19 protein-coding genes are annotated in these 18,409 nt (G+C 66.3%); 7 read left to right on the forward strand and 12 right to left on the reverse strand.

Features of this window, described 5'->3' with window-relative positions; translation table 11 throughout:
* Window positions 1-43: 43 nt before the first annotated feature.
* From RDV64_RS13455 to RDV64_RS13475, 5 genes are all read right to left on the reverse strand, one after another.
* On the reverse strand, window positions 44-907 hold the full coding sequence (locus RDV64_RS13455) for an ABC transporter permease (protein WP_309195432.1): 864 nt from the start codon (window positions 905-907) through the stop codon (window positions 44-46).
* Between the two features lie 83 nt (window positions 908-990).
* Window positions 991-2,277 carry a PotD/PotF family extracellular solute-binding protein gene (locus RDV64_RS13460; RefSeq protein WP_309195433.1) on the reverse strand — a complete coding sequence of 429 codons (1,287 nt, stop codon included), beginning with the start codon at window positions 2,275-2,277 and terminating at the stop codon, window positions 991-993.
* Between the two features lie 35 nt (window positions 2,278-2,312).
* Window positions 2,313-3,416 (reverse strand): ABC transporter ATP-binding protein, encoded by a 1,104-nt coding sequence (locus RDV64_RS13465; RefSeq protein ID WP_309195434.1) that lies wholly within the window; start codon window positions 3,414-3,416, stop codon window positions 2,313-2,315.
* Window positions 3,417-3,679: 263 nt separating this feature from the next.
* Window positions 3,680-4,321 (reverse strand): exopolysaccharide biosynthesis protein, encoded by a 642-nt coding sequence (locus RDV64_RS13470; RefSeq protein ID WP_309195435.1) that lies wholly within the window; start codon window positions 4,319-4,321, stop codon window positions 3,680-3,682.
* Window positions 4,322-4,502: 181 nt separating this feature from the next.
* A complete protein-coding gene (locus tag RDV64_RS13475) occupies window positions 4,503-7,172 on the reverse strand; it encodes a pseudouridine synthase (protein ID WP_309195436.1) in 2,670 nt (889 codons plus the stop codon).
* Between the two features lie 25 nt (window positions 7,173-7,197).
* On the opposite strand from RDV64_RS13475, the gene RDV64_RS13480 reads away from it, so the two are divergent.
* Together RDV64_RS13480 and rsmD are read left to right on the forward strand one after the other, a co-directional pair.
* The gene (locus tag RDV64_RS13480) at window positions 7,198-7,632 is read left to right on the forward strand and encodes a nucleoside deaminase (RefSeq protein WP_309199506.1); all 435 of its coding nucleotides are present in this window, start codon (window positions 7,198-7,200) and stop codon (window positions 7,630-7,632) included.
* Entirely contained in the window at window positions 7,632-8,189 is a 558-nt protein-coding gene (gene rsmD, locus RDV64_RS13485; protein ID WP_309195437.1) for a 16S rRNA (guanine(966)-N(2))-methyltransferase RsmD, read from the forward strand. The genes RDV64_RS13480 and rsmD overlap by 1 nt, the downstream gene beginning before the upstream one ends.
* 5 nt (window positions 8,190-8,194) lie before the next feature.
* Here the strand turns inward: rsmD and RDV64_RS13490 are convergent, their stop codons facing one another.
* The 5 genes from RDV64_RS13490 to RDV64_RS13510 are packed head-to-tail and all read right to left on the reverse strand — an operon-like array spanning window position 8,195 to window position 10,889.
* Window positions 8,195-8,596, reverse strand: coding sequence for a GFA family protein (locus RDV64_RS13490; RefSeq protein ID WP_309195438.1), 402 nt, complete (start codon window positions 8,594-8,596; stop codon window positions 8,195-8,197).
* Window positions 8,593-8,916, reverse strand: coding sequence for a nitrile hydratase accessory protein (locus RDV64_RS13495; protein WP_309195439.1), 324 nt, complete (start codon window positions 8,914-8,916; stop codon window positions 8,593-8,595). The genes RDV64_RS13490 and RDV64_RS13495 overlap by 4 nt, the downstream gene beginning before the upstream one ends.
* Window positions 8,906-9,529: a nitrile hydratase subunit beta gene (gene nthB / locus RDV64_RS13500; RefSeq protein ID WP_309195440.1), complete on the reverse strand. Its 624-nt coding sequence runs from the start codon at window positions 9,527-9,529 to the stop codon at window positions 8,906-8,908. The genes RDV64_RS13495 and nthB overlap by 11 nt, the downstream gene beginning before the upstream one ends.
* Entirely contained in the window at window positions 9,526-10,134 is a 609-nt protein-coding gene (gene nthA, locus RDV64_RS13505; protein ID WP_309195441.1) for a nitrile hydratase subunit alpha, read from the reverse strand. Before nthA ends, nthB begins: the two co-directional genes overlap by 4 nt.
* Window positions 10,131-10,889, reverse strand: a complete 759-nt coding sequence (locus RDV64_RS13510) for a gamma-glutamyl-gamma-aminobutyrate hydrolase family protein (RefSeq protein WP_309195442.1) — start codon at window positions 10,887-10,889, stop codon at window positions 10,131-10,133. The genes nthA and RDV64_RS13510 overlap by 4 nt, the downstream gene beginning before the upstream one ends.
* A gap of 201 nt (window positions 10,890-11,090) precedes the next feature.
* On the opposite strand from RDV64_RS13510, the gene RDV64_RS13515 reads away from it, so the two are divergent.
* The 3 genes from RDV64_RS13515 to RDV64_RS13525 all read left to right on the forward strand — a co-directional run bounded on the left by RDV64_RS13515 (window position 11,091) and on the right by RDV64_RS13525 (window position 14,443).
* Window positions 11,091-12,188 (forward strand): TRAP transporter substrate-binding protein, encoded by a 1,098-nt coding sequence (locus RDV64_RS13515; protein WP_309195443.1) that lies wholly within the window; start codon window positions 11,091-11,093, stop codon window positions 12,186-12,188.
* A gap of 100 nt (window positions 12,189-12,288) precedes the next feature.
* Window positions 12,289-12,813, forward strand: a complete 525-nt coding sequence (locus RDV64_RS13520; protein ID WP_309195444.1) for a TRAP transporter small permease subunit — start codon at window positions 12,289-12,291, stop codon at window positions 12,811-12,813.
* 10 nt (window positions 12,814-12,823) lie between these two features.
* Window positions 12,824-14,443 carry a TRAP transporter large permease subunit gene (locus tag RDV64_RS13525; protein WP_309195445.1) on the forward strand — a complete coding sequence of 540 codons (1,620 nt, stop codon included), beginning with the start codon at window positions 12,824-12,826 and terminating at the stop codon, window positions 14,441-14,443.
* Window positions 14,444-14,468: 25 nt separating this feature from the next.
* Here the strand turns inward: RDV64_RS13525 and RDV64_RS13530 are convergent, their stop codons facing one another.
* Both RDV64_RS13530 and RDV64_RS13535 read right to left on the reverse strand, forming a co-directional pair.
* The gene (locus RDV64_RS13530) at window positions 14,469-14,846 is read right to left on the reverse strand and encodes a hypothetical protein (RefSeq protein WP_309195446.1); all 378 of its coding nucleotides are present in this window, start codon (window positions 14,844-14,846) and stop codon (window positions 14,469-14,471) included.
* Between the two features lie 118 nt (window positions 14,847-14,964).
* Complete coding sequence (locus RDV64_RS13535) at window positions 14,965-15,432, reverse strand: Lrp/AsnC family transcriptional regulator (RefSeq protein WP_309195447.1); 468 nt, start codon at window positions 15,430-15,432, stop codon at window positions 14,965-14,967.
* 432 nt (window positions 15,433-15,864) lie between these two features.
* On the opposite strand from RDV64_RS13535, the gene RDV64_RS13540 reads away from it, so the two are divergent.
* Window positions 15,865-16,848 carry an autoinducer 2 ABC transporter substrate-binding protein gene (locus RDV64_RS13540; protein ID WP_309195448.1) on the forward strand — a complete coding sequence of 328 codons (984 nt, stop codon included), beginning with the start codon at window positions 15,865-15,867 and terminating at the stop codon, window positions 16,846-16,848.
* 51 nt (window positions 16,849-16,899) lie between these two features.
* Entirely contained in the window at window positions 16,900-18,405 is a 1,506-nt protein-coding gene (locus RDV64_RS13545; protein ID WP_309195449.1) for a sugar ABC transporter ATP-binding protein, read from the forward strand.
* Window positions 18,406-18,409: the final 4 nt, after the last annotated feature.

An 18,409-nucleotide genomic window follows, 5' to 3' on the forward strand; every position in this document is an offset into this window, starting at 1 on the left:
ATATAAAGGGGGGGCGTTGTGAGGGCGGGGGGATACCTGCACGTCAAAGCTCCTTGCGGATGTCGACGATGCGGATCAGCGCGATGATCATCAGGATCGTGATGCCGAGGAGGACGACGGCGTTGGCAGCCGCCGGCGGGAACTGGAGATAGGAAAGTTCGGTCTGGATGCTCTTGCCGATGGACGGGATCTGCCCGCCACCCAGAACCGAGACGGTGATGAAGTCGCCCATCACGATGGCGACCACGAAGATCGAGCCGATGGCGATGCCGGGCTTGGTGAGCGGCAGGACGACGTTCCACAGGATCTGAAGGCTCGACGCGCCCTGGTCCTTGGCCGCCTCGATCAAGGATTTGTCGATCCGGGCCATGGAGTTGAAGATCGGCACGATCATGAACAGCGTGTAGAGGTGGACGTAGCCGAGGATCACCGCGAACTCGGAGAAAAGCAGCCACTCCTGCGGCTCGTCGACGATGCCGAGCGACATCAGCGCCTGGTTGATGAGGCCGTTGCGCCCCAGGAACGGGATCCACGAGATCATGCGGATCACGTTCGAGGTCCAGAACGGGATCGTGCAGATCAGGAAGCAGACGAGCTGCGTCGGCACGCTCTTGAGGTAAAACGCCAGGAAATGCGCGATGGTAAAGCCGATCACCAGGGTCAGCGCCCAGGTGATGAGGCAGAATTTGAAGGTGGCGGCATAGGTCCGGTACGTGGTCGGCGAGGAGAACACGTCCTCGTAGTTGAACGTCACGAAGTCCGGAATGAGGATGTCGTAGGTCTGGTAGTCGAAGAACGAGACCACCACCACGAGACAGATCGGCAGGATGAAGAAAACCGCGAAGACCGCAGCTATCGGGAGCGCCTGAAAATAGGCGACGGCGCGGGAGGGAAGGGAACGGGCCATAGGATCCTGGCAGCTCATGGACTGGGCCGCGCAGGATGCGCGGCCCGTGTTGGTTCTGGTAACCCGCGGCGCGCGGGCCGGCGCTAGGCTGCGATGAAGTCGTTCCAGCGGCGGACCATGTAGCGGTCTTCGTCCATCACCGCGTTCCAGCACGCAACCGCGCCCATGCGCTTGACGAACGAGCCGCCGTCGCGCACTTCGCCGACTTCGCCGAGCTCCTGGCCGGTGGGAGAGACGATCGGCGCCGTGGCGGCCTTGCCTTCCATCCAGTAGTTCCACTCGTTCTCGGACATGTTCTCTTTCGCCGTGTCCAGCACCGCGGTGTAGTAGCCCTGACGGTTGAGGAACGCGCCGACCCAGCCGGACAGATACCAGTTGATGAAGTCGTACGCTGCATCGCGCGTCTTGCCGTCGACGTGCGCCGGCACCGTGAGGCCCGAGGCCCAGGCGCGATAACCCTCTTTCAGCGGCTGGTAGATGCAGGGGATGCCCTGCGACTTCACGGCCGTCACCGCCGGCGACCACATGGACTGGATGACCACTTCGCCGGACGCCATCAGGTTGACGCTCTCGTTGAAGTCCTTCCAGAAGGCGCGGAACTGGCCGGCCTTCTTGGCTTCGGTCATGAGAGCGATGGTCTTGTCGATCTCTTCCTTGGTCATGTTGCCCTTGTCACCGTAGGTGACTTCGCCCATCGCCTCGGCGACCATCGCTGCATCCATGATGCCGATGGATGGCACGTTGAGGATCGAGGCCTTGCCCTTGAACTCGGGGTTCAGAAGCTCGGCCCAGCTCGTGATCGGACGGCCGATGAGGTCGGGCCGGATGCCCAGCGTGTCGGCGTTGTAGACGGTGGGGATCGCGGTCATGAAGCCGGTTTCGCCGTCAGCGAATGACTTGCCGCCTTGCTCTTCGAGGAAGCCCACCTCGTAGGGGTCGGTGCCCTGGTCGGTCATCTTCGAGCCGTCGGGCATTTCGCCCTTGGTGAAGATCGGGACGATCTGGTCGTAATATTTGATCTTGGAGGTATCCATGCCGAGGATGGTGCCGGCGGGGATGATCTTCTTCAGCATCCAGTATTCGGCGTCGAGGAGATCGAATGAGGTCGGCTGCGTCACGGCGCGGCGGACGACGTCATCGGACGTCAGCGTCGTGTACTCGATGTTGATGCCGAGGTCTTCCTTCGCCTTCTCGGCAATCTCGTTGTAGGCGTTCACGCCGGTGCCGGCGAGGCGGAGCGTGACGGCATCCTGCGCGTGGACCGCCGGTGCGAACAGCGCCGAGCCGGTGGTGGCGACGGTGCCGGCTGCAATGGCCGTGGTCTTGAGGAACGCGCGGCGGTCGAGGCCGGACTTGATGGGGTTCGTCATCGGTTTGCTCCTGTTTTGTGCGTATTGATTAATTGTCAGGCAGATGTGGCGGAGAGCAGATGCCCTTCGGCGATCGGCCATGTGAGGTGCGCAGCCTCGCCCTCCGACAGCGGCGCAGCGTCGAAAATGGTGTCGGGCATGGTCACCAGCACCTGCTCCTCGGCGCCGGTGTCGACGCGGACTTCCACAAAGCTGCCCTGGTACTGGATGGACGCGATGTGGCCCGACAGGGCGTTGTCCTCGGCCGGCGTGCTTGCCGGGTGGAGGGTGATGTGGTCGGCCCTGACCGCAATGGCGACAGGATCGCCAGCGGTGGGAGCCTTGGCCGCGGCGGCGGTGGCGGCATGGCCCGCGGCGCCGAGATCGGCACGGATCACGCCGTCATCGACCCCGGCAACGCGGCCTTCCAGCACGTTGTGCCCGCCGATGAAACGGGCGACGAACGGCGTGCGCGGGCGCGAAAACACCTCGCGCGCGGTGCCGGCCTGCTCGATCCGGCCGTCGTTCATCACCACCACCAGATCGGCCAGCGCCATGGCCTCTTCCTGACTGTGGGTGACGTGGATGAAGGTGATGCCGAAATCCTGCTGCAGCCGCTTCAGCTCGCCCCGCATCTTCACGCGCAGGAACGGGTCCAATGCGGAGAGCGGCTCGTCGAGGAGGAGGATCGAGGGTTCGGTGACGAGGGCACGGGCGAGCGCGATCCGCTGCTGCTGGCCGCCGGAGAGCTGCGCCGGGCGGCGCGCGCCGTAGGGAGCCATCTGGACGAGGTCCAGAAGCTCGTCGGCCTTCGCCTCGCGCGCAGCCTTGTCGACGCCCTTCATCTTTAGCGAGAAGGCGACGTTTTCGCGGGTGGAGAGGTGCGGAAACAGCGCATAATTCTGGAACATCATCGACGTGTTGCGCTTGGCCGGCGCGACGTTGGAGATGTTGGTGGTGCCAAGCACGATATCGCCGCCCGACACGCTCTCGTGACCGGCGATCATCCGCAACGTCGACGTCTTGCCGCAGCCGGACGGGCCGAGCAGGCACGCATAGGTGCCCGCCGGAACCTTGAGGTTGATGGCATCCACCGCGACGGTGTCGCCATAGGTTTTGGTGAGCGCAACAAGTTCGAGCGGCAGGGCGGTGGCGGGCATCGGGCATCCAGAAGGCGTTGCAATCACGCGAGGTGTCCACAACCTGACAGCAAGCCACGTGCCAGAGGACAACTGCGCATGTTGCTGCCATCGGAGCGCCGCCGGTGAAACGGGTCAAGCCGTTTGTGCGGGGGCGATTGCTCACGGGGCGTGAAGGCAGCAGCCCGCTTTGCCGCCGCGCCTGACCGTATCGAGCGGCACAGTGGGACAATCAGCTGCGGTTCGCCGGGTGCGCGTCGCATCCCCTGCGGCTGGCGTTCCGGCTAGAAAACTCCTGCGAGCGCCGGCACCACCCACACCACGAAGGCCACTGCGGCAACCGTTGTGGCGGCAAGCGCAATCAACGCAAGAAGGCCGTCGCGGGCGAGAAGCGACAGCGCAAACAGCGTGATGATCAGCGCTGTGGTGGTGGCGGTGAAGGGCAGGAATTCCAGCGGCGGCATGGTTGCGGCCAGCACCGCGCACACCAGCGCCACCAGTGCGAAGGTGACGCGGTTGATGACGAAGCCGAAGCGGGGGCGGACCACCTTGTCGATGTTGCGGACCACGGGTCTGACCGTCTCCATGGCACGGTCGAGCCGCGCGCGCCCGATCCGTGCACGCAAGATCCACCGGGGAAGCCAGATGGTACGCCGGCCCGAGAGATATTGCAGGCAGATCAGGATGATGATGATGGCTGCGGTGGTCGGCACCCCTGGAATGCCGCTGATGGGGGTGACCACAAGCAGGCTCGGCGCCAGCAACAGGGCGCCGAACGAGCGGGTGCCGATCCGCTCCAGAATGTCGTTGACCGACACCTGCGCACCGCTGCCAGAATCCGAAATCACGTCCATCAGGTCCTGGAGCCCCATGGGCTGCGGGTTGGACTCGGCGGGGGCCGTGGTGTGGGGCGCGGGTCTCGTCATGGCTGTGAAACGGTGTGGCGGGAGGCATGTTCCCTCCGCGACACTATTGCATTGCGAAAAACGAGGCCCGGTTGGGGGAACGGCCTGGATGCTGCCTTGCCGCCGGTCAGCCAGAGCGGGCTGACAGCCTGGGCGAAGGGCCGCGGCACGATCCGGTGCGCGACCGTCCGGTCAGGCCGGTTCAGCCACGCGGGGGGCGGGGCGTGCGGGGCTTGTCGTTGCCGCCGGGCCGGTTCGGGCGCCGATCGCCGCCTGGCCGGCCACCGCCACCGCTCGGCTTGAACGGGCGGGACCCGGAATCGCCGGCCCGCGCCGGACGGTCACTGCCGCCGTGCCGGCCTCCTCCGGCCGGACGATCACCACGCGGGCGATCGTCGCCAGAGCGCTTGCTCCTGTCCGGCCGCGGCCCGCCGGAACCGCGATCGCTGGCGCCGCGAGGGGGGCGGGGCCCGCTGTCACGCCCGCCGCGCGGATGGTCGCCCTGAGGACGGTTGCCGCCGAACGAGCCGGTGCCGCCCTTGCGGTCCGCGCTGTCGGTGCGGGGGCGATTACCGCCGAACGAGCCCGTGCCGCCCTTGCGGTCCGCGCTGTCGGCGCGGGGGCGATTGCCGCCGAACGAACCGGTGCCGCCCTTGCGGTCGGCACTGTCGGTGCGGGGACGATTGCCGCCGAACGAGCCGGTGCCGCCCTTGCGGTCCGCGCTGTCGGTGCGGGGACGGTTGCCGCCGAACGAGGCGGTACCGCCTTTGCGATCGGCGCTGTCGGTGCGAGGCCGGTTGCCGCCGAACGAGCCGGTGCCGCCCTTGCGGTCGGCACTGTCGGTGCGGGAACGGTTGCCGCCGAACGAACCGGTGCCGCCCTTGCGGTCGGCACTGTCGGAGCGGGGGCGGTCTTTCCAAGGCTCGGAGCGGCCGGTGTAATTGCCCTGCGGGGCGCGGTCGCCGCTCGGCCGGGCGCTTTCGCCACGGTCGCCGCGGGGCTTGAAGCCGCCGCGGTCGCCTTCAGGGCGCGGGCCACGGCTGAAGCTGCCGCCATCGCGTTTCTGGCCGTAGCCGCCGGGCTTGTCGCCGCCGAACGAACGGTTGCCGCCCTTGCGGTCCGCGCTGTCGGTGCGGGGGCGGGCCTTCCATGGCTCTGAGCGGCCAGCATCATTGCCCTGCGGGGCGCGGTCGCCGCTCGGCCGGGCGCGGTCGCCCCGGTCGTCGCGGGGCTTGAAGCCACCGCGGTCGCCTTCAGGCCGGGGGCCGCGCTTGAACCCGCCTTCGCGCCTGTCGCCGGAGCCGCCATCGCGTTTCTGAAAGCCGCCGGGCTTGTCGCCATAGCTGCGGGCGGGGCGGTCGCCCTCAGGGCGGGGGCCGCGGTTGAAGCTGCCTTCGCGCTTGTCTGCGTAGCCGCCTTCGCGTTTCTGGAACCCGCCCGGTCTGTCGCCGTAGCTGCGCGGTGTCGCCCCTTCGGAGCGGGGGGGACGGCTGAAGCCGCCTTCGCGGTTGCCGGTAAAGCCACCCTCGCGCTTTTCGCCGAAACCGCCTTCGCGCTTCTGGAACCCGCCCGGCTTGTCGCCGTAGCTGCGGGGGGCGCTGCGGTCGCCGCGGTCGCTGTCGCGCGGGCCGCGATTGAACGCGGGGCGATCGCCTGACGGCCGGTCGAAACTGCCGCGCTTGTCGCCCTGGGCGGGGCGAGACGGGCGGGCGCCCCTGTCATCGTTGCGGGGGGCGGCGGGGCGTGCGTGGGTGACGGATGTCAGCGGGCTGTCGAAATCGGCACCGGCATCGGCCGAAAGGCGGGGGCCGAGCTGGTCCTTCAGAAGCCGCGTCGGGATCTCCTTGACCTCGCCGCGGGCGAGCTCGCCGAGCTGGAACGGGCCGAACGAGATGCGGATCAGGCGGGTGACGGAGAGGCCCAGCGAGCCCAGAACGATCTTGATCTCGCGGTTCTTGCCTTCCGCCAGCGCAACAGTCAGCCACGAATTGTCGCCGGCACGGTCGACGGTGACCTCGACAGGGCCGTAAAGCACGCCGTCGATGGCGGTGCCTTCGCGCAACGCATTCAGCGCGTCCTGGTCCACCGCGCCGTGAACGCGGACCCGGTATTTGCGGGTCCAGCCGGTGGCCGGCAGCTCCAGTACGCGCGCAAGCCCGCCATCGTTGGTGAGGATCAGCAGACCCTCGGTGTTGATGTCGAGCCGGCCGACGGTGACCACGCGCGGCAGGCCGCCGGGCAGGGCATCGAAGATGGTGGCACGGCCTTCGGGGTCGCGGTTGGTGGTGACGAGGCCCTTGGGCTTGTTGAACAGCCACGCGCGGGTGCGCAGGCGGCGCGGAATTTCCTTGCCGTCGACCTCGATCTTGTCGGTGTCGTTGACGATGGTGGCCGGCGTATCGAGCTTGCGGCCATTGAGGCGGACGCGGCCATCCTCAATCAGCGCCTCGGACTCTCGGCGGGACGCAACGCCGGCGCGTGCCATCACCTTGGCAATGCGCTCGCCTTCGGGCCGTTCTTCGCGCAGGTCGGCGGTTTTGGCCGGCGCATCGGGCTTCGGTGCGGGGCGGGCGGGCGCGACGTCATTGTCCGATGCCGCGGCCGGTTCGCTGTCCGCGTCGTCCTCGCCGGTGGCGGGCGCCGGGGTCCAGGTTGCGGCCGGCTCGGCTGCAGCGGTTTCCACAAGCACGGCGGGGTCGCTTTGCGGCTCAGGAGCGGCGGCGGCGGGTGCCTCCGGCGTTTCGGCGGGCGCAGATTCCGGCGCAGATGCGGCATTTGCCTCATCAAGCGGCTTGGCGCCGGGCGTGCCTTCTGGCTTTGTGCCGGTCGGCGTTTCGCCCTCGGGCGCGTCGGAATTGGTTTGGTCGGTCATCGGGGGCCTGGTGGTCAACACATTCATGGAGCGCGCCCTTGCCGAAGCAAGGCTCGCGGCGGCGCACGGCGAGGTGCCGGTGGGCGCGGTGGTGGTCGCGGACGGCGAGGTTGTGGCGGCGGCCGGCAACCGGACGCTGTCTTTAAACGACCCCACCGCACATGCAGAAATCCTCGCCCTGCGCGCTGCTGGCCGTGTGCTTGGCACGGCGCAACTCGTCGGATGCGATCTTCATGTTACGTTGGAGCCCTGCGCTATGTGCGCCGGCGCGATCGCGATGGCAAGGATAAGACGGTTATATTTCGGCGCGTCCGATGAAAAGGGCGGCGCCGTGGAAGCCGGTCCGCGCCTGTTCGGGCAGCCGACCATCCACCACCGCCCTGAAATCTATGGCGGCTTTTGTGAGCAGGAGTGCGCCGGCCTTCTGCGGGACTTCTTTGCGGCGCGGCGGGAGATCTGATGCGAATTGTGGGCGGAGACCGGCGCGGGACGGCAATTGTCGCGCCGAAGGGGGATGCAACACGCCCGACGACGGACCGGATGCGCGAAACCATCTTCAATATCGTGGCCCACCGCTACGGCGATCGGCTGGTGGAGGGCCGCGTGCTGGATCTCTTTGCCGGGAGCGGCGCGATGGGGCTTGAGGCACTGTCCCGCGGTGCCGCGTTCGCCCTGTTCGTCGAGAACGCCACCGGCGCGCGCGGTGCGCTGCGCACCAATATTGACGCGCTTGGCGCCGCCGGCCGCACCAGGGTGTGGAAGCGCGATGCCACACGGCTTGGCACCGCGACCCTGCCGCCGTTCAGCCTCGTCTTCTGCGATCCGCCCTATGCGCAGGGGCTCGGCGCGGTGGCGCTGACGGGCGCCGCGTCCGGTGGCTGGCTCACGGCGGACGGGATTGCCGTGCTGGAGGAAAAACGCGGCGCGCTGCCAGAAGAAGTGCCCGGCCTCACCCGTCTCGACGTGCGGGAGGTGGGCGACAGCGCAGTCGGCTTCTTCGCGCTGGACGCTGCCTGAGGCGGCTACTCTCCTTCGGAGCCGGGAAGGTCCGGTGCAATCAGCGCCCAGGGGACGGCCGAGCGCGTCCAGCTTTGCGATGTGGCGACGATGCCGGCCGGGTCGTCGAACAGCCCCGCCTTCACATAGAACCTCTCGGGGCGAAGATCTGACCCGGTGAACACCGGCGAGCCGCAATCGCCGCAGAAATAGCGGGTGATCGTGGTGCCGCCGTCCGACGTCACGGCATACGACCTGGGCGGCGTGCCGGTGAGGGTGAGGTCGTCACGCGGGACGCGGACGGAAATGTTGAATGCGCTGCCCGTGCAGCGGCGGCAATCCTCGCAGTGGCAGTAGGTCGCGGGCTCCAGCGGCGTGGGGACGGAGAAGCGGACGTTGCCGCAAAGGCAGTGGCCGGTGGCGCTCATCGGGCGGTGGCTTTCTGCGGAAGTTCGATGGGTTCGCCGTGCGGCGTTGCGGCGGCGGCGCTGTGCCAGGCGTCGATCTCCGCGGCCAGCGCATCCGCCGGGGCCAGCGGGGCAATGGCCCGCTCCAGCGCCGTGACGAACGCGACGAAATAGGCGGTGCCGTCGTCCGCCGGCGCCGGGTTCTCGCGAAGCGCTGCGCCGAGGTGGGCGGCGAAGTCGCCGGCATCCAGCTTGCCTGTCTCCACCAGGTGCGCCTTCAGCGCGAAGGCCGTTGCCTCCCAAGGGGCCGCAAAGGTGGGCTCGTCCGCTTCAGACGGCATCGAGATAGGGCTCGAAAAGGTCGAGGTGGACGTTGGCGGCGGTGGTGTCGGGGCCCCAGAGGTCGGCAGCGGCGAAAGCCACATTGTAAAGCGGCTGCGGGTTTTCGCCCTCATTGTGGGCGCTGGTATCGGGAAAGACGTGGACGCCGTGCACGCGGGTGATGCGGCCGACCTTGCCGCGGCAGTAGCGCGGCGCACGGGTGTGGTGCGCCGGGTTCATGGGTTTGACGCGCACCGCGTCGCCCACGGCGAAGCGGGGGGCGGGGCCGGTTCGCTCGGCCGAAAAGCCCTTGTCCATTGCGGGGCGCACGTCTTCGGCGCGAAGGACGCGGCGGGGCGGGGTCGCGGTGCCTTCGGCAATGCCGGCCTCGGCGACCAGCTGTTCGAGCCCTGCGGTCCAGATTTCGTAGTAGGAGAAGGTGTAATAGTCGGCGGCAGGCAGGCTTTCGCGGGCGAAGCGCGAGCGGTCGAGCGACCACAGCCCTGCCGGCCCCATCAGCACCGACAGCGCCATCGCCGAACGCTCCCATGCGGCGTGGAAGACCGGCTCGTCCGTTTCCGGCACCACCGGGCCGAAGCCGTGGGCGCCGCCAAGGTCCTGCGGACCGTTCATCGTGCCGGCGCCTTGGGGGCGGGCAAGCCGGTCCCGATCATGGCATCGCGGCTGACGATGCGGGCAAGCGCCGCCTCGTCCCAGCTTTCGGTGCCTTCGGGCCGCATCGGGATCACCAGATAGCGAACCTCGGCAGTGGAATCCCACACCGCAATCTCGGTCGTGTCGGATAGCTGGACGCCGAAGTCGGCGAGCACGCCGCGCGGGTCCGCCACTGCCTTGGCCCGGTAGGGGGCGGACTTGTACCAGACCGGCGGCAGGCCAAGCACCGACCACGGGTAGCAGGAGCACAGCGTGCACACGACCATGTTGTGCACCTCGGGCGTGTTGCGCAGCGCGACCATGTGTTCGCCGGCCCGGCCGCCGAACCCGAGTTCGGCAATGGCGGCGGTGGCGTCTTCGAACAGGTGCTCGGCGTAGGCGGGGTCGGTCCATGCGCGGGCGACGACCTTTGCGCCGTTTTGCGGGCCGACCTCGTGCTCGTAGTAGGTCACCAGCGCGTCGATGGCGCCGGGGTCGACGTAGCCCTTGCCGGTGAGGAGCGACTGGAGGGCGCGCACCCGTGCTTCCATGTCCGACAGGTGAGAGTGGTCGTGCCCGCTCATGCCGCCCGCGCCTTCGACTGGTTGGCGTAGGCAACGACGGCTTGCGCAAACGCTTCGAACACGGCGCGGGAGGGGCCATCGCTTTTCACGAAATGCTCCGGGTGCCACTGGACGCCGAGGGCAAACGCCGCCGCACCCCTGATGGAGATGGCCTCGATCGTGCCATCGGGCGCCACGGCTTCCACGTGGGCACGTTCGGCCAGACGGTCGATCCCCTGGTGATGGACGGAGTTGACGCGCACGCGTTCGCCGAGGATCGGGCGCAGGAGGCCGCCATCCCTGATCTCGATGTCGTGGCGGAGGCCGAACCATGCGTCGACGTCCGGCTGCTGCGGGGAGCGGTGGTCGTCTCGTCCGGGCAGGGCATGGACGGAGTGGTGCAGCGAGCCGCCGAACGCGACATTCATTTCCTGAATGCCGCGGCAGATGCAGAACAGCGGGATGCCGCGGGCGACGGCTTCGCGGATCAGCGGCAAGGTGGTGCGGTCGCGGGCGGGATCGAACGGTGCGGCGGCCTCGCTCTCCTCAGCGCCGTAGTGGGAGGGGTGCACGTTGGCGCGGGCGCCGGTGATCAGCACGCCGGCGCAGACATCCAGAAGGGGCGCGGGGTCGATCGGCTCGGAAATTGTCGGCAGCTGTACGGGCAGGAGACCGACGACGGCTGCCGCCTCCAGATAGGATGCCGGCCCGCCGGACCAGACGAGATCGTTACGCTCAAACCGGTCGCACGAAACCAGAACCATCGGCGGCGCCATCACACTCTCCCGGCAAACATACCGCCAGAGATTACAGCCTTGGCAGGGCAGGGCAAGAGGTCGCACTGCTCTTGCACCTACTTCAAATTAAAAGCGTATTTTGTTTCGAAGTCTACTCTTGTTTGGCAGGTGAACGTCTGTTTAAACCGGGAAACAATTCCGAACGTAGATCGGAACAAGTGGACTCATAGGGAGGATATCATGGATCGTCGTTCATTCTTGAAGACATCGGCTTTGGGGGCGGCTGCGGTTGGTGCCACTGCTCTTGCGGCGCCTGCAATTGCGCAAGGGCGGCAAGAGTGGAAGATGGTCACCACGTGGCCGAAGAACTTCCCGGGGCTTGGGACCGGCGCTCAGCGTTGTGCCGACCGCATCACCAAGATGACCGATGGTCGAATCACCGTCAAACTCTATGGTGCCGGTGAACTGGTTCCGGCGTTCGAGAGCTTCGATGCTGTCTCCAACGGCACCGCCGAGATGTATCACGGCGTGGATTATTACTGGCAGGGCAAACACCCGGCGTTCAACTTCTTTGCGACCGTGCCCATGGGCCTCACCGCGCCGGAACAGAATGCGTGGCTGATGTTTGGCGGCGGCCAGCAGCTGTGGGACGAGCTTTCGGCCGGCTTCGGCGTGAAGCCCTTCCCGTGCGGTAACACGGGCGTCCAGATGGGCGGCTGGTTCCGCGAGCCGATCGAATCGCTGGAAGACCTCAAGGGTCTGAAAATGCGCATGCCGGGCCTTGGCGGCGAAGCGCTGCGCAAGCTGGGCGTCAACGTGATCGCGCTGCCGGGCGGCGAGATCTTCGCGGCCCTCCAGTCGGGTGCGATCGACGCAACCGAGTGGGTTGGCCCGTGGAACGACCTCGCGTTCGGCTTCTACCGCATTGCAAAGAACTACTACTACCCGGGCTTCCATGAGCCGGGTCCCACGCTGTCCGCCGGTGTGAACCTCGATAAGTACAACGCCCTGTCCGAGACCGACAAGGCAATCGTCGAGAATGCCTGCATCGCGGAAAACGGCGCCATGTACGCCGAGTTCGTGGCCAAGAACGGTCAGGCGCTGACGACGCTGGTCAACCAGCATGGCGTGACGCTGCGGAAGTTCCCGGACGAAGTGTTCCAGGGCTTTGCCGATGCGTCCGAGGAAGTTGTGGCCGAAGCTGCCAAGCACGACGACCTCGCCAAGCGCACCTACGAGAGCTTCATGAAGGCCCGCAAGGAGTATGCGGCCTGGACCGACATTTCGATCCAGGGCTACGCCAACGAGCGCTCGCGCACGCTGAAGCTCGGCGAATAAGCCGGACCGGGGCAACACCCGAGACCGCGGCGAGGCTCGCCGCGGTCTTTGCATTTCAGATTTTTTGCGCGGCATTTCCGCAAGCCAACCGAGCGCGCCGATGAATTTTCTGGCCGACACGATCGACAACACCAACCGGTTCATCGGCAAGGTCGTCGCCTGGCTGGCGCTGGTCATGGTCGTCGTGCAGTTCGGCGTGGTGGTCGCGCGATACGTCTTCGGCGTCGGCGATCTCTGGGCGCAGGAATCGGTCGTCTACATGCATGCGACCCTGTTCATGATGGCCGCCGCCTACACCCTGTCCGAAGACGGGCACGTGCGGGTCGACATTTTCTACCGCTCGGTCACGCCGCGCGCGCGGGCGCTGGTGAACCTCATCGGCAGCATCTTCCTGCTCATCCCGGTGGCGCTGATGATCACCTATTCGAGCTGGACCTATGTGGCCAACTCGTGGCGCATCTTCGAAGGATCAATCGAAACCTCGGGCATTCCCGGCGTTTTCCTCCTGAAAACGGCCATTCCGGTCTTCGGCATCCTCATTGCCGCGCAGGGTCTCGTGATGGTGCTGCGCTCCATTCTTTATCTGTCCGGCCGCGGCGAACCGCCCGGCCTCTCGGAGCATTGACGCTGATCCCATGGGCCACCTTGCGGAATTCCTCGACATCCTGATGTTCGCAGTGGCCATCGTGCTGCTGCTGACGGGCTTTCCCGTCGCCTTCACGCTGGCCGGCACGGGGCTTCTGTTCGCCGTCGTCGGCCACACGTTCGGCGTGTTCGATTTCGCGTTCGTCAACGCGCTGCCGCAGCGGATCTACGGCACCATGACCAACGAGGTGCTGATTGCGGTGCCCCTGTTCGTGTTCATGGGGGTCTTGCTGGAGCGCAGCCGGGTGGCCGAGGAGCTGCTGGAGACCATGGGCCAGCTGTTCGGCCCCATGCGCGGCGGCCTCGGCATTGCGGTCTGCATTGTCGGCGCGCTCCTGGCGGCCTCTACCGGCATTGTGGGCGCCACCGTGGTCACGATGGGCCTCCTCTCGCTGCCCACCATGCTGCGCTATGGCTATGCGCCGTCGCTGGCGGCCGGCACCATCGCAGCGTCCGGAACGCTGGGGCAGATCATACCGCCGTCCATCGTGCTGGTGATCCTGGGCGACCAGATTTCCAACTCCTACCAAGAGGCGCAGCGGGTTCTGCAGGAAAAGGCGTGGGCGGAGGGTGATTTCTCGTTCGTGCCCGGCCCGCCGGTGTCGGTGGGGGACCTGTTTGCCGGCGCGCTCATTCCGGGGCTTCTTCTGGTCGGCGCCTACATCCTTTACATGGGGTTCATTGCGTTCTTCCGGCCGTCCGTTGCGCCGCCGGTGCCGCGCGACCCGGAAAACCCCGTCACGCTGTTCCGTATCCTTCACGCGCTGGTGCCGCCGATCGTCCTGATCCTTGCGGTGCTCGGTTCCATTCTGGCCGGTGCAGCGACGCCCACCGAGGCCGCGGCCGTGGGCGGGATCGGCGCAATCCTGCTCGCCGGCTACCGCCTCAACGAATCCAAGCCGCTTTTCGTCTACCTTGCCACACTGGCGCTGGTCGCCGTGATCACGCTGACGGTGATGATGGACCTGCGCATCTCGCGCACCGATATCTCGCAGAACGACCAGATCGGCATCTATGCCGCCGCCGTGCTGGTGGGCGTGGTGATCCTGGGGCTCGCCGTTTCGCTCTGGCGCGTGGCGCAGGCCGGCGTTCTGACCAGCGTCGTGCAGTCCACCGCCAAGATCACTTGCATGGTGTTCGTCATCCTTATCGGTGCAGCGCTGTTCAGCCTCGTCTTTCGCGGGCTGGGCGGGGAAGAGCTTGTCGAGGAGCTTTTGTCCGGAATGCCGGGCGGGGCGCTGGGCGCCATCATTGCGGTCATGCTGATGATGTTCGTCCTCGGCTTCTTCCTCGACTTTCTGGAGATCGTGTTCGTCGTGGTGCCGCTGGTGGCGCCGTTCCTCCTGATGCTGGAGATGCCGGACGGCTCCACCATGAGCCCGGTCTGGCTCGGCATCATGATGGCGGTGAACCTTCAGACCTCGTTCCTGACACCGCCGTTCGGCTTTGCGCTGTTCTACCTGCGCGGTGTGGCGCCGCCCGAGGTGAAGACCATGGCCATCTACCGCGGCATCATCCCGTTCGTGCTGATCCAGATCGGGATGCTGGTTGCGCTGTGGTACCTGCCGAGCCTTGCCACCTGGCTTCCGGTTCAGATCTACGGCGAGTGACCCCTGCCTTGACCGCGTGAGCCGGTCAGGCGTGCTCCCAATCGGCATCGACTACGCGGTCATCGGCGGCGCTGGCCGCGGCGCAGCGGGCATCGCACCCGGTTTTGCGGCTGACAGGGGCGACGGGGCAGGCTTCAGCCGCAACGCAGCGCGGCGCGTGCGGCACCACAGCGGCGGGGATGATCTCATCGCGGATGAGGGCCCGGATCTCGCGCGGCGTAGGCTCCGGGGCGGGCACTGCGCTCCGCCTGGCCATCGCCGGCGTGTGGCTGGCTGAACCACCCGCAGCCGGCACAGGCGCGATGCGGCGGGTGCCGGTCACGATGTCCAGCAGCAGCCGCACCGCATCCGTGTGCGGGATGGAACGTGCCGCCGTACGGTCGGTATCTGCATGAAGAGACATCGGCTTTCCCCCATGCGCCGCCTTTATTGGGCAGCGCGTAATATGAGGGTGCCGTTAAAGTTCCGCCCCGGCAATGAATGGCCGTTATAATGGAACCATCGTGTTAAGCGACGCGCGCCTAGTCCTCGGGGCCGGGCAGGGGGGGCAGCCGCCTGCTTACGGGGGTCGATTGCACGATCGACGTATGGGTCTGCGCGTGACCGCCCAGCCTGTCGACCAGATCCTCAAGGTGCGCCATGGAGCGCAGGTGGGCCTTGGCGATATAGCTGTCGTCGCCGGTAACACGGTCGCATTCCACGATTTCGGGGCTTTCGCGCACGATATCGGCGACCGTGTCAAAGGCGCCGGGCAATGGCGTGATTCGCACGTACGCCGAGATGGGCAGCCCGATTGCCGCAGGCATGACGACCGCGCGGTAGGCGCTGATCACTTTTATCTCTTCAAGCCGACGGATCCGGTCGCCGACGCTGGGGGCCGAAAGTCCGATGCGGCGGGCCAGCTCCGAGGTTGCAATCCGCGCATCGGATGCAAGCTCGCGTAGAATTCTTGCATCTGTGACGTCCAGTGCAATGGTACCGTTTCGCAAGCGTCTTGCTGTCATCTTTGCCAAATCAGAGCCTGCCGGCCCGTTGCTTTCTTCATTCGGGTTCTCCTATCTTCAAGGTGTCGCTGAATTTGTAGAAGCAAGTAAGTAGTTGCCAAAATTCGCGATATTCGAATTCGTGCGCGTTGCCTGACTGCCAATCCAGCAGATGCCGCGACACCGGAATTCTTATTTTTTTCTCCCTGCTAGACGATAGCGTTTCCAATTCCATGGGAATTTAGACCGATTGTGTACACGTTTAATGTGCTGTGGCAATCATTAAGGTTGGGCATGGTCAACGAATTTGCACAAATCATGGTGCGGGGGTGGACAAGTGCGGGTTCGGGTGTCCAGAAATATCCTTAAATGGGAAGGCTGATCGCCCGCGTGGCCTTCCCTTGTTCAAAACAGATGCGGGCGACAGGGAGCGACCTCATGAAGACCATTGCCAGCCTTGCTGTGCTCGCGTTGGGCACCGCAGCTTTGTCCGGTGGCGCCATCGCCCAGGACAAGACCTACAAGATTCCGACCGTGGTGAAGATCTCCGGCATCCAGTGGTTCAACCGCATGGAAGAGGGCGTTGACGAGTTCGCTGCGGAAACCGGCAACAACGCCTATCAGGTCGGCCCGGCCAGCGCCGACGCGCAGCTCCAGGTGCAGCTGATCGAAGACATGATCGCCCAGGGCGCGGACGCCATCACCGTGGTCCCGTTCTCGCCGGAAGCCGTGGAACCGGTGCTGAAACGCGCAATGGATGCCGGCATCACCGTCGTCACCCACGAAGCGTCCGACATCGAGAATGCGCAGTGGGACCTCGAAGCGTTCCGCAACTTCGACTTTGGCGGTACCATCATGCAGGGCCTTGCCGAGTGCATGGGCGAAGAGGGCGAGTACACCGTCTTCGTTGGCTCGCTGACCTCCAAGACCCACAATGAGTGGGTGGACGGCGCGATCGCCTACCAGAAGGAAAACTATCCCAACATGACGCTGGTGGGCGACAAGAACGAGACCTACGACGACCAGCAGCAGGCCTACCAGAAGGCCCAGGAAATCCTGCGCACCTACCCCGACATCAAGGGGATGCAGGGGTCCGCTTCGACCGACGTGGCGGGCATCGGCCTTGCCATCGAGGAGCGCGGCCTTGAAGACGACGTGTGCGTCTTCGGCCTCTCGCTGCCCTCCATCGCCGGCCAGTACATGGAAACCGGTGCGGTCGACGGGATCTACTTCTGGGATCCGAAGCTGGCCGGCAAGGCGATGAACAAGCTCGCCGTCATGCTCCTCAACGGCGAGGAGGTCGGCGATGGCATGGACCTTGGCATTCCGGGCTACGAGAAGCTGCAGCAGGACGGCAAGGTCCTCTACGGCGAAGCCTCGGTGAAGGTGACCAAGGACAACATGGCGGACTATCCGCTCTGATATTGTGCGGACGGGGCGCGGTTCATCCCGCGCCCCGTGACCGGAGCTGCCATGAACGATCAGAACGATAGCGGCCCCATGGTCGTGGAAATGCGCGGCGTCTCCAAGGCGTTTGTCGGCGTCAAGGCGCTGGAAGGCGTGGACTTCGAGATTGCGGCGGGCGAGATCGTGTGTCTTGCGGGCGAAAACGGCTCGGGCAAGTCCACGCTCATCAAGTCCCTCGCCGGGGCGCAGGACATCGACACCGGGACCATCGCCTACGGCGGCACCGTGGAGCCGCGCCCGACGCCGGTGAAGGCGTCGCGCGCCGGCATCCAGATCATCTACCAGGACTTCTCGCTGTTCGGGAATCTGTCGGTGGCGGAGAACATTGCGTTCAACCGCCGGCTGGCGCTCGGGCGGCGGTTCATGAACTGGGGCGAGGCGCGGCAGATCGCCCGCGACGCGCTGAAGGAGCTGGGCGTCGACATTCCGCTCGGCGTTGCGGCCGAAACGCTGCCGGTTGCACAAAAGCAGCTGGTTGCCATCGCGCGGGCCATCGTCAACGACGCCAAACTCATCGTGATGGACGAGCCCACCACCGCGCTCACCGAAAAGGAAGTGCGCCAGCTTCTCACCATCATCCGTGGGCTGAAGGCGCGGGGCATCGCCATTCTCTTCGTCAGCCACAAGCTGGCCGAAGTGTTTGCGGTGTGCGAGCGTGTGATGGTGCTGCGCAACGGCCAGATGGTCGCCAAGGGCCCTGTTGCCGAGTTCGACCTTGCCTCGCTCACCTACCACATGACCGGCCGCCGCCTTGCCGACGAATCAACGGTCTCCGCCGATACGATCCGCCCGCAGGAGCGCCTGCGCGTCCACCGCCTCTCGCGCGGCAGCGCCTTCACGGACATTTCGCTGACCCTGCACGCCGGCGAGGTGCTCGGCGTCGTCGGTCTCCTCGGCTCGGGGCGGACGGAGCTTGCCAAAGCCCTCTTCGGGATTGCTCCGGCTCTCAGCGGCCGGATCGAGCTGGATGGCCGCGAGGTGGTTCTGCGCACCATTGCGGACGCCATCGGTCACGGCATCGGCTATGTGCCGGAGGATCGGTTGACCGAGGGCCTGTTCCTCTCCCAGAGCATCGGCCGCAACATCGCGGTGGGGAGTGTGGACCGCATCGCGTCCGGCCCCTTCATCGACGCCGCGACGGTCAATGCCGAAGGCGACCGGTGGGTCAAGAAGCTCGCCATCGCCACCCCCTCCGCGGCGCTGCCGGTGCAGAGCTTGTCCGGCGGCAACCAGCAGCGGGTGGTGCTCGCCCGCTGGCTCGCCACCAACCCATCGATCCTCATCCTCAACGGTCCGACGGTGGGCGTCGACGTTGGCTCCAAGGCCGACATCCACGCCGCCATCGGCGAGCTTGCCCGTTCCGGCCTCGGCGTCATCGTCATCTCCGACGACATCCCCGAGGTCCTGACCGCCTGCCACCGCATCCTCGTCATGAAGGCTGGCCGCATCGTCGACGAGGTCGCCCGCGGCGAAATCGGCGAAGACGAACTCACCCACAAGCTCGCCGCATGAGGGC

The organism is Acuticoccus sp. MNP-M23 (assembly GCF_031195445.1).
Classification (GTDB): domain Bacteria; phylum Pseudomonadota; class Alphaproteobacteria; order Rhizobiales; family Amorphaceae; genus Acuticoccus.

Bases quoted from the DNA above. Each gene is read 5' to 3' on its own strand.
- RDV64_RS13455 (WP_309195432.1), bottom strand. From the start codon at position 907: ATGGCCCGTTCCCTTCCCTCCCGCGCCGTCGCCTATTTTCAGGCGCTC.
- RDV64_RS13460 (WP_309195433.1), bottom strand. From the start codon at position 2,277: ATGACGAACCCCATCAAGTCCGGCCTCGACCGCCGCGCGTTCCTCAAG.
- RDV64_RS13465 (WP_309195434.1), bottom strand. From the start codon at position 3,416: ATGCCCGCCACCGCCCTGCCGCTCGAACTTGTTGCGCTCACCAAAACC.
- RDV64_RS13470 (WP_309195435.1), bottom strand. From the start codon at position 4,321: ATGACGAGACCCGCGCCCCACACCACGGCCCCCGCCGAGTCCAACCCG.
- RDV64_RS13475 (WP_309195436.1), bottom strand. From the start codon at position 7,172: ATGACCGACCAAACCAATTCCGACGCGCCCGAGGGCGAAACGCCGACC.
- RDV64_RS13480 (WP_309199506.1), top strand. From the start codon at position 7,198: ATGGAGCGCGCCCTTGCCGAAGCAAGGCTCGCGGCGGCGCACGGCGAG.
- rsmD (WP_309195437.1), top strand. From the start codon at position 7,632: ATGCGAATTGTGGGCGGAGACCGGCGCGGGACGGCAATTGTCGCGCCG.
- RDV64_RS13490 (WP_309195438.1), bottom strand. From the start codon at position 8,596: ATGAGCGCCACCGGCCACTGCCTTTGCGGCAACGTCCGCTTCTCCGTC.
- RDV64_RS13495 (WP_309195439.1), bottom strand. From the start codon at position 8,916: ATGCCGTCTGAAGCGGACGAGCCCACCTTTGCGGCCCCTTGGGAGGCA.
- nthB (WP_309195440.1), bottom strand. From the start codon at position 9,529: ATGAACGGTCCGCAGGACCTTGGCGGCGCCCACGGCTTCGGCCCGGTG.
- nthA (WP_309195441.1), bottom strand. From the start codon at position 10,134: ATGAGCGGGCACGACCACTCTCACCTGTCGGACATGGAAGCACGGGTG.
- RDV64_RS13510 (WP_309195442.1), bottom strand. From the start codon at position 10,889: ATGGCGCCGCCGATGGTTCTGGTTTCGTGCGACCGGTTTGAGCGTAAC.
- RDV64_RS13515 (WP_309195443.1), top strand. From the start codon at position 11,091: ATGGATCGTCGTTCATTCTTGAAGACATCGGCTTTGGGGGCGGCTGCG.
- RDV64_RS13520 (WP_309195444.1), top strand. From the start codon at position 12,289: ATGAATTTTCTGGCCGACACGATCGACAACACCAACCGGTTCATCGGC.
- RDV64_RS13525 (WP_309195445.1), top strand. From the start codon at position 12,824: ATGGGCCACCTTGCGGAATTCCTCGACATCCTGATGTTCGCAGTGGCC.
- RDV64_RS13530 (WP_309195446.1), bottom strand. From the start codon at position 14,846: ATGTCTCTTCATGCAGATACCGACCGTACGGCGGCACGTTCCATCCCG.
- RDV64_RS13540 (WP_309195448.1), top strand. From the start codon at position 15,865: ATGAAGACCATTGCCAGCCTTGCTGTGCTCGCGTTGGGCACCGCAGCT.
- RDV64_RS13545 (WP_309195449.1), top strand. From the start codon at position 16,900: ATGAACGATCAGAACGATAGCGGCCCCATGGTCGTGGAAATGCGCGGC.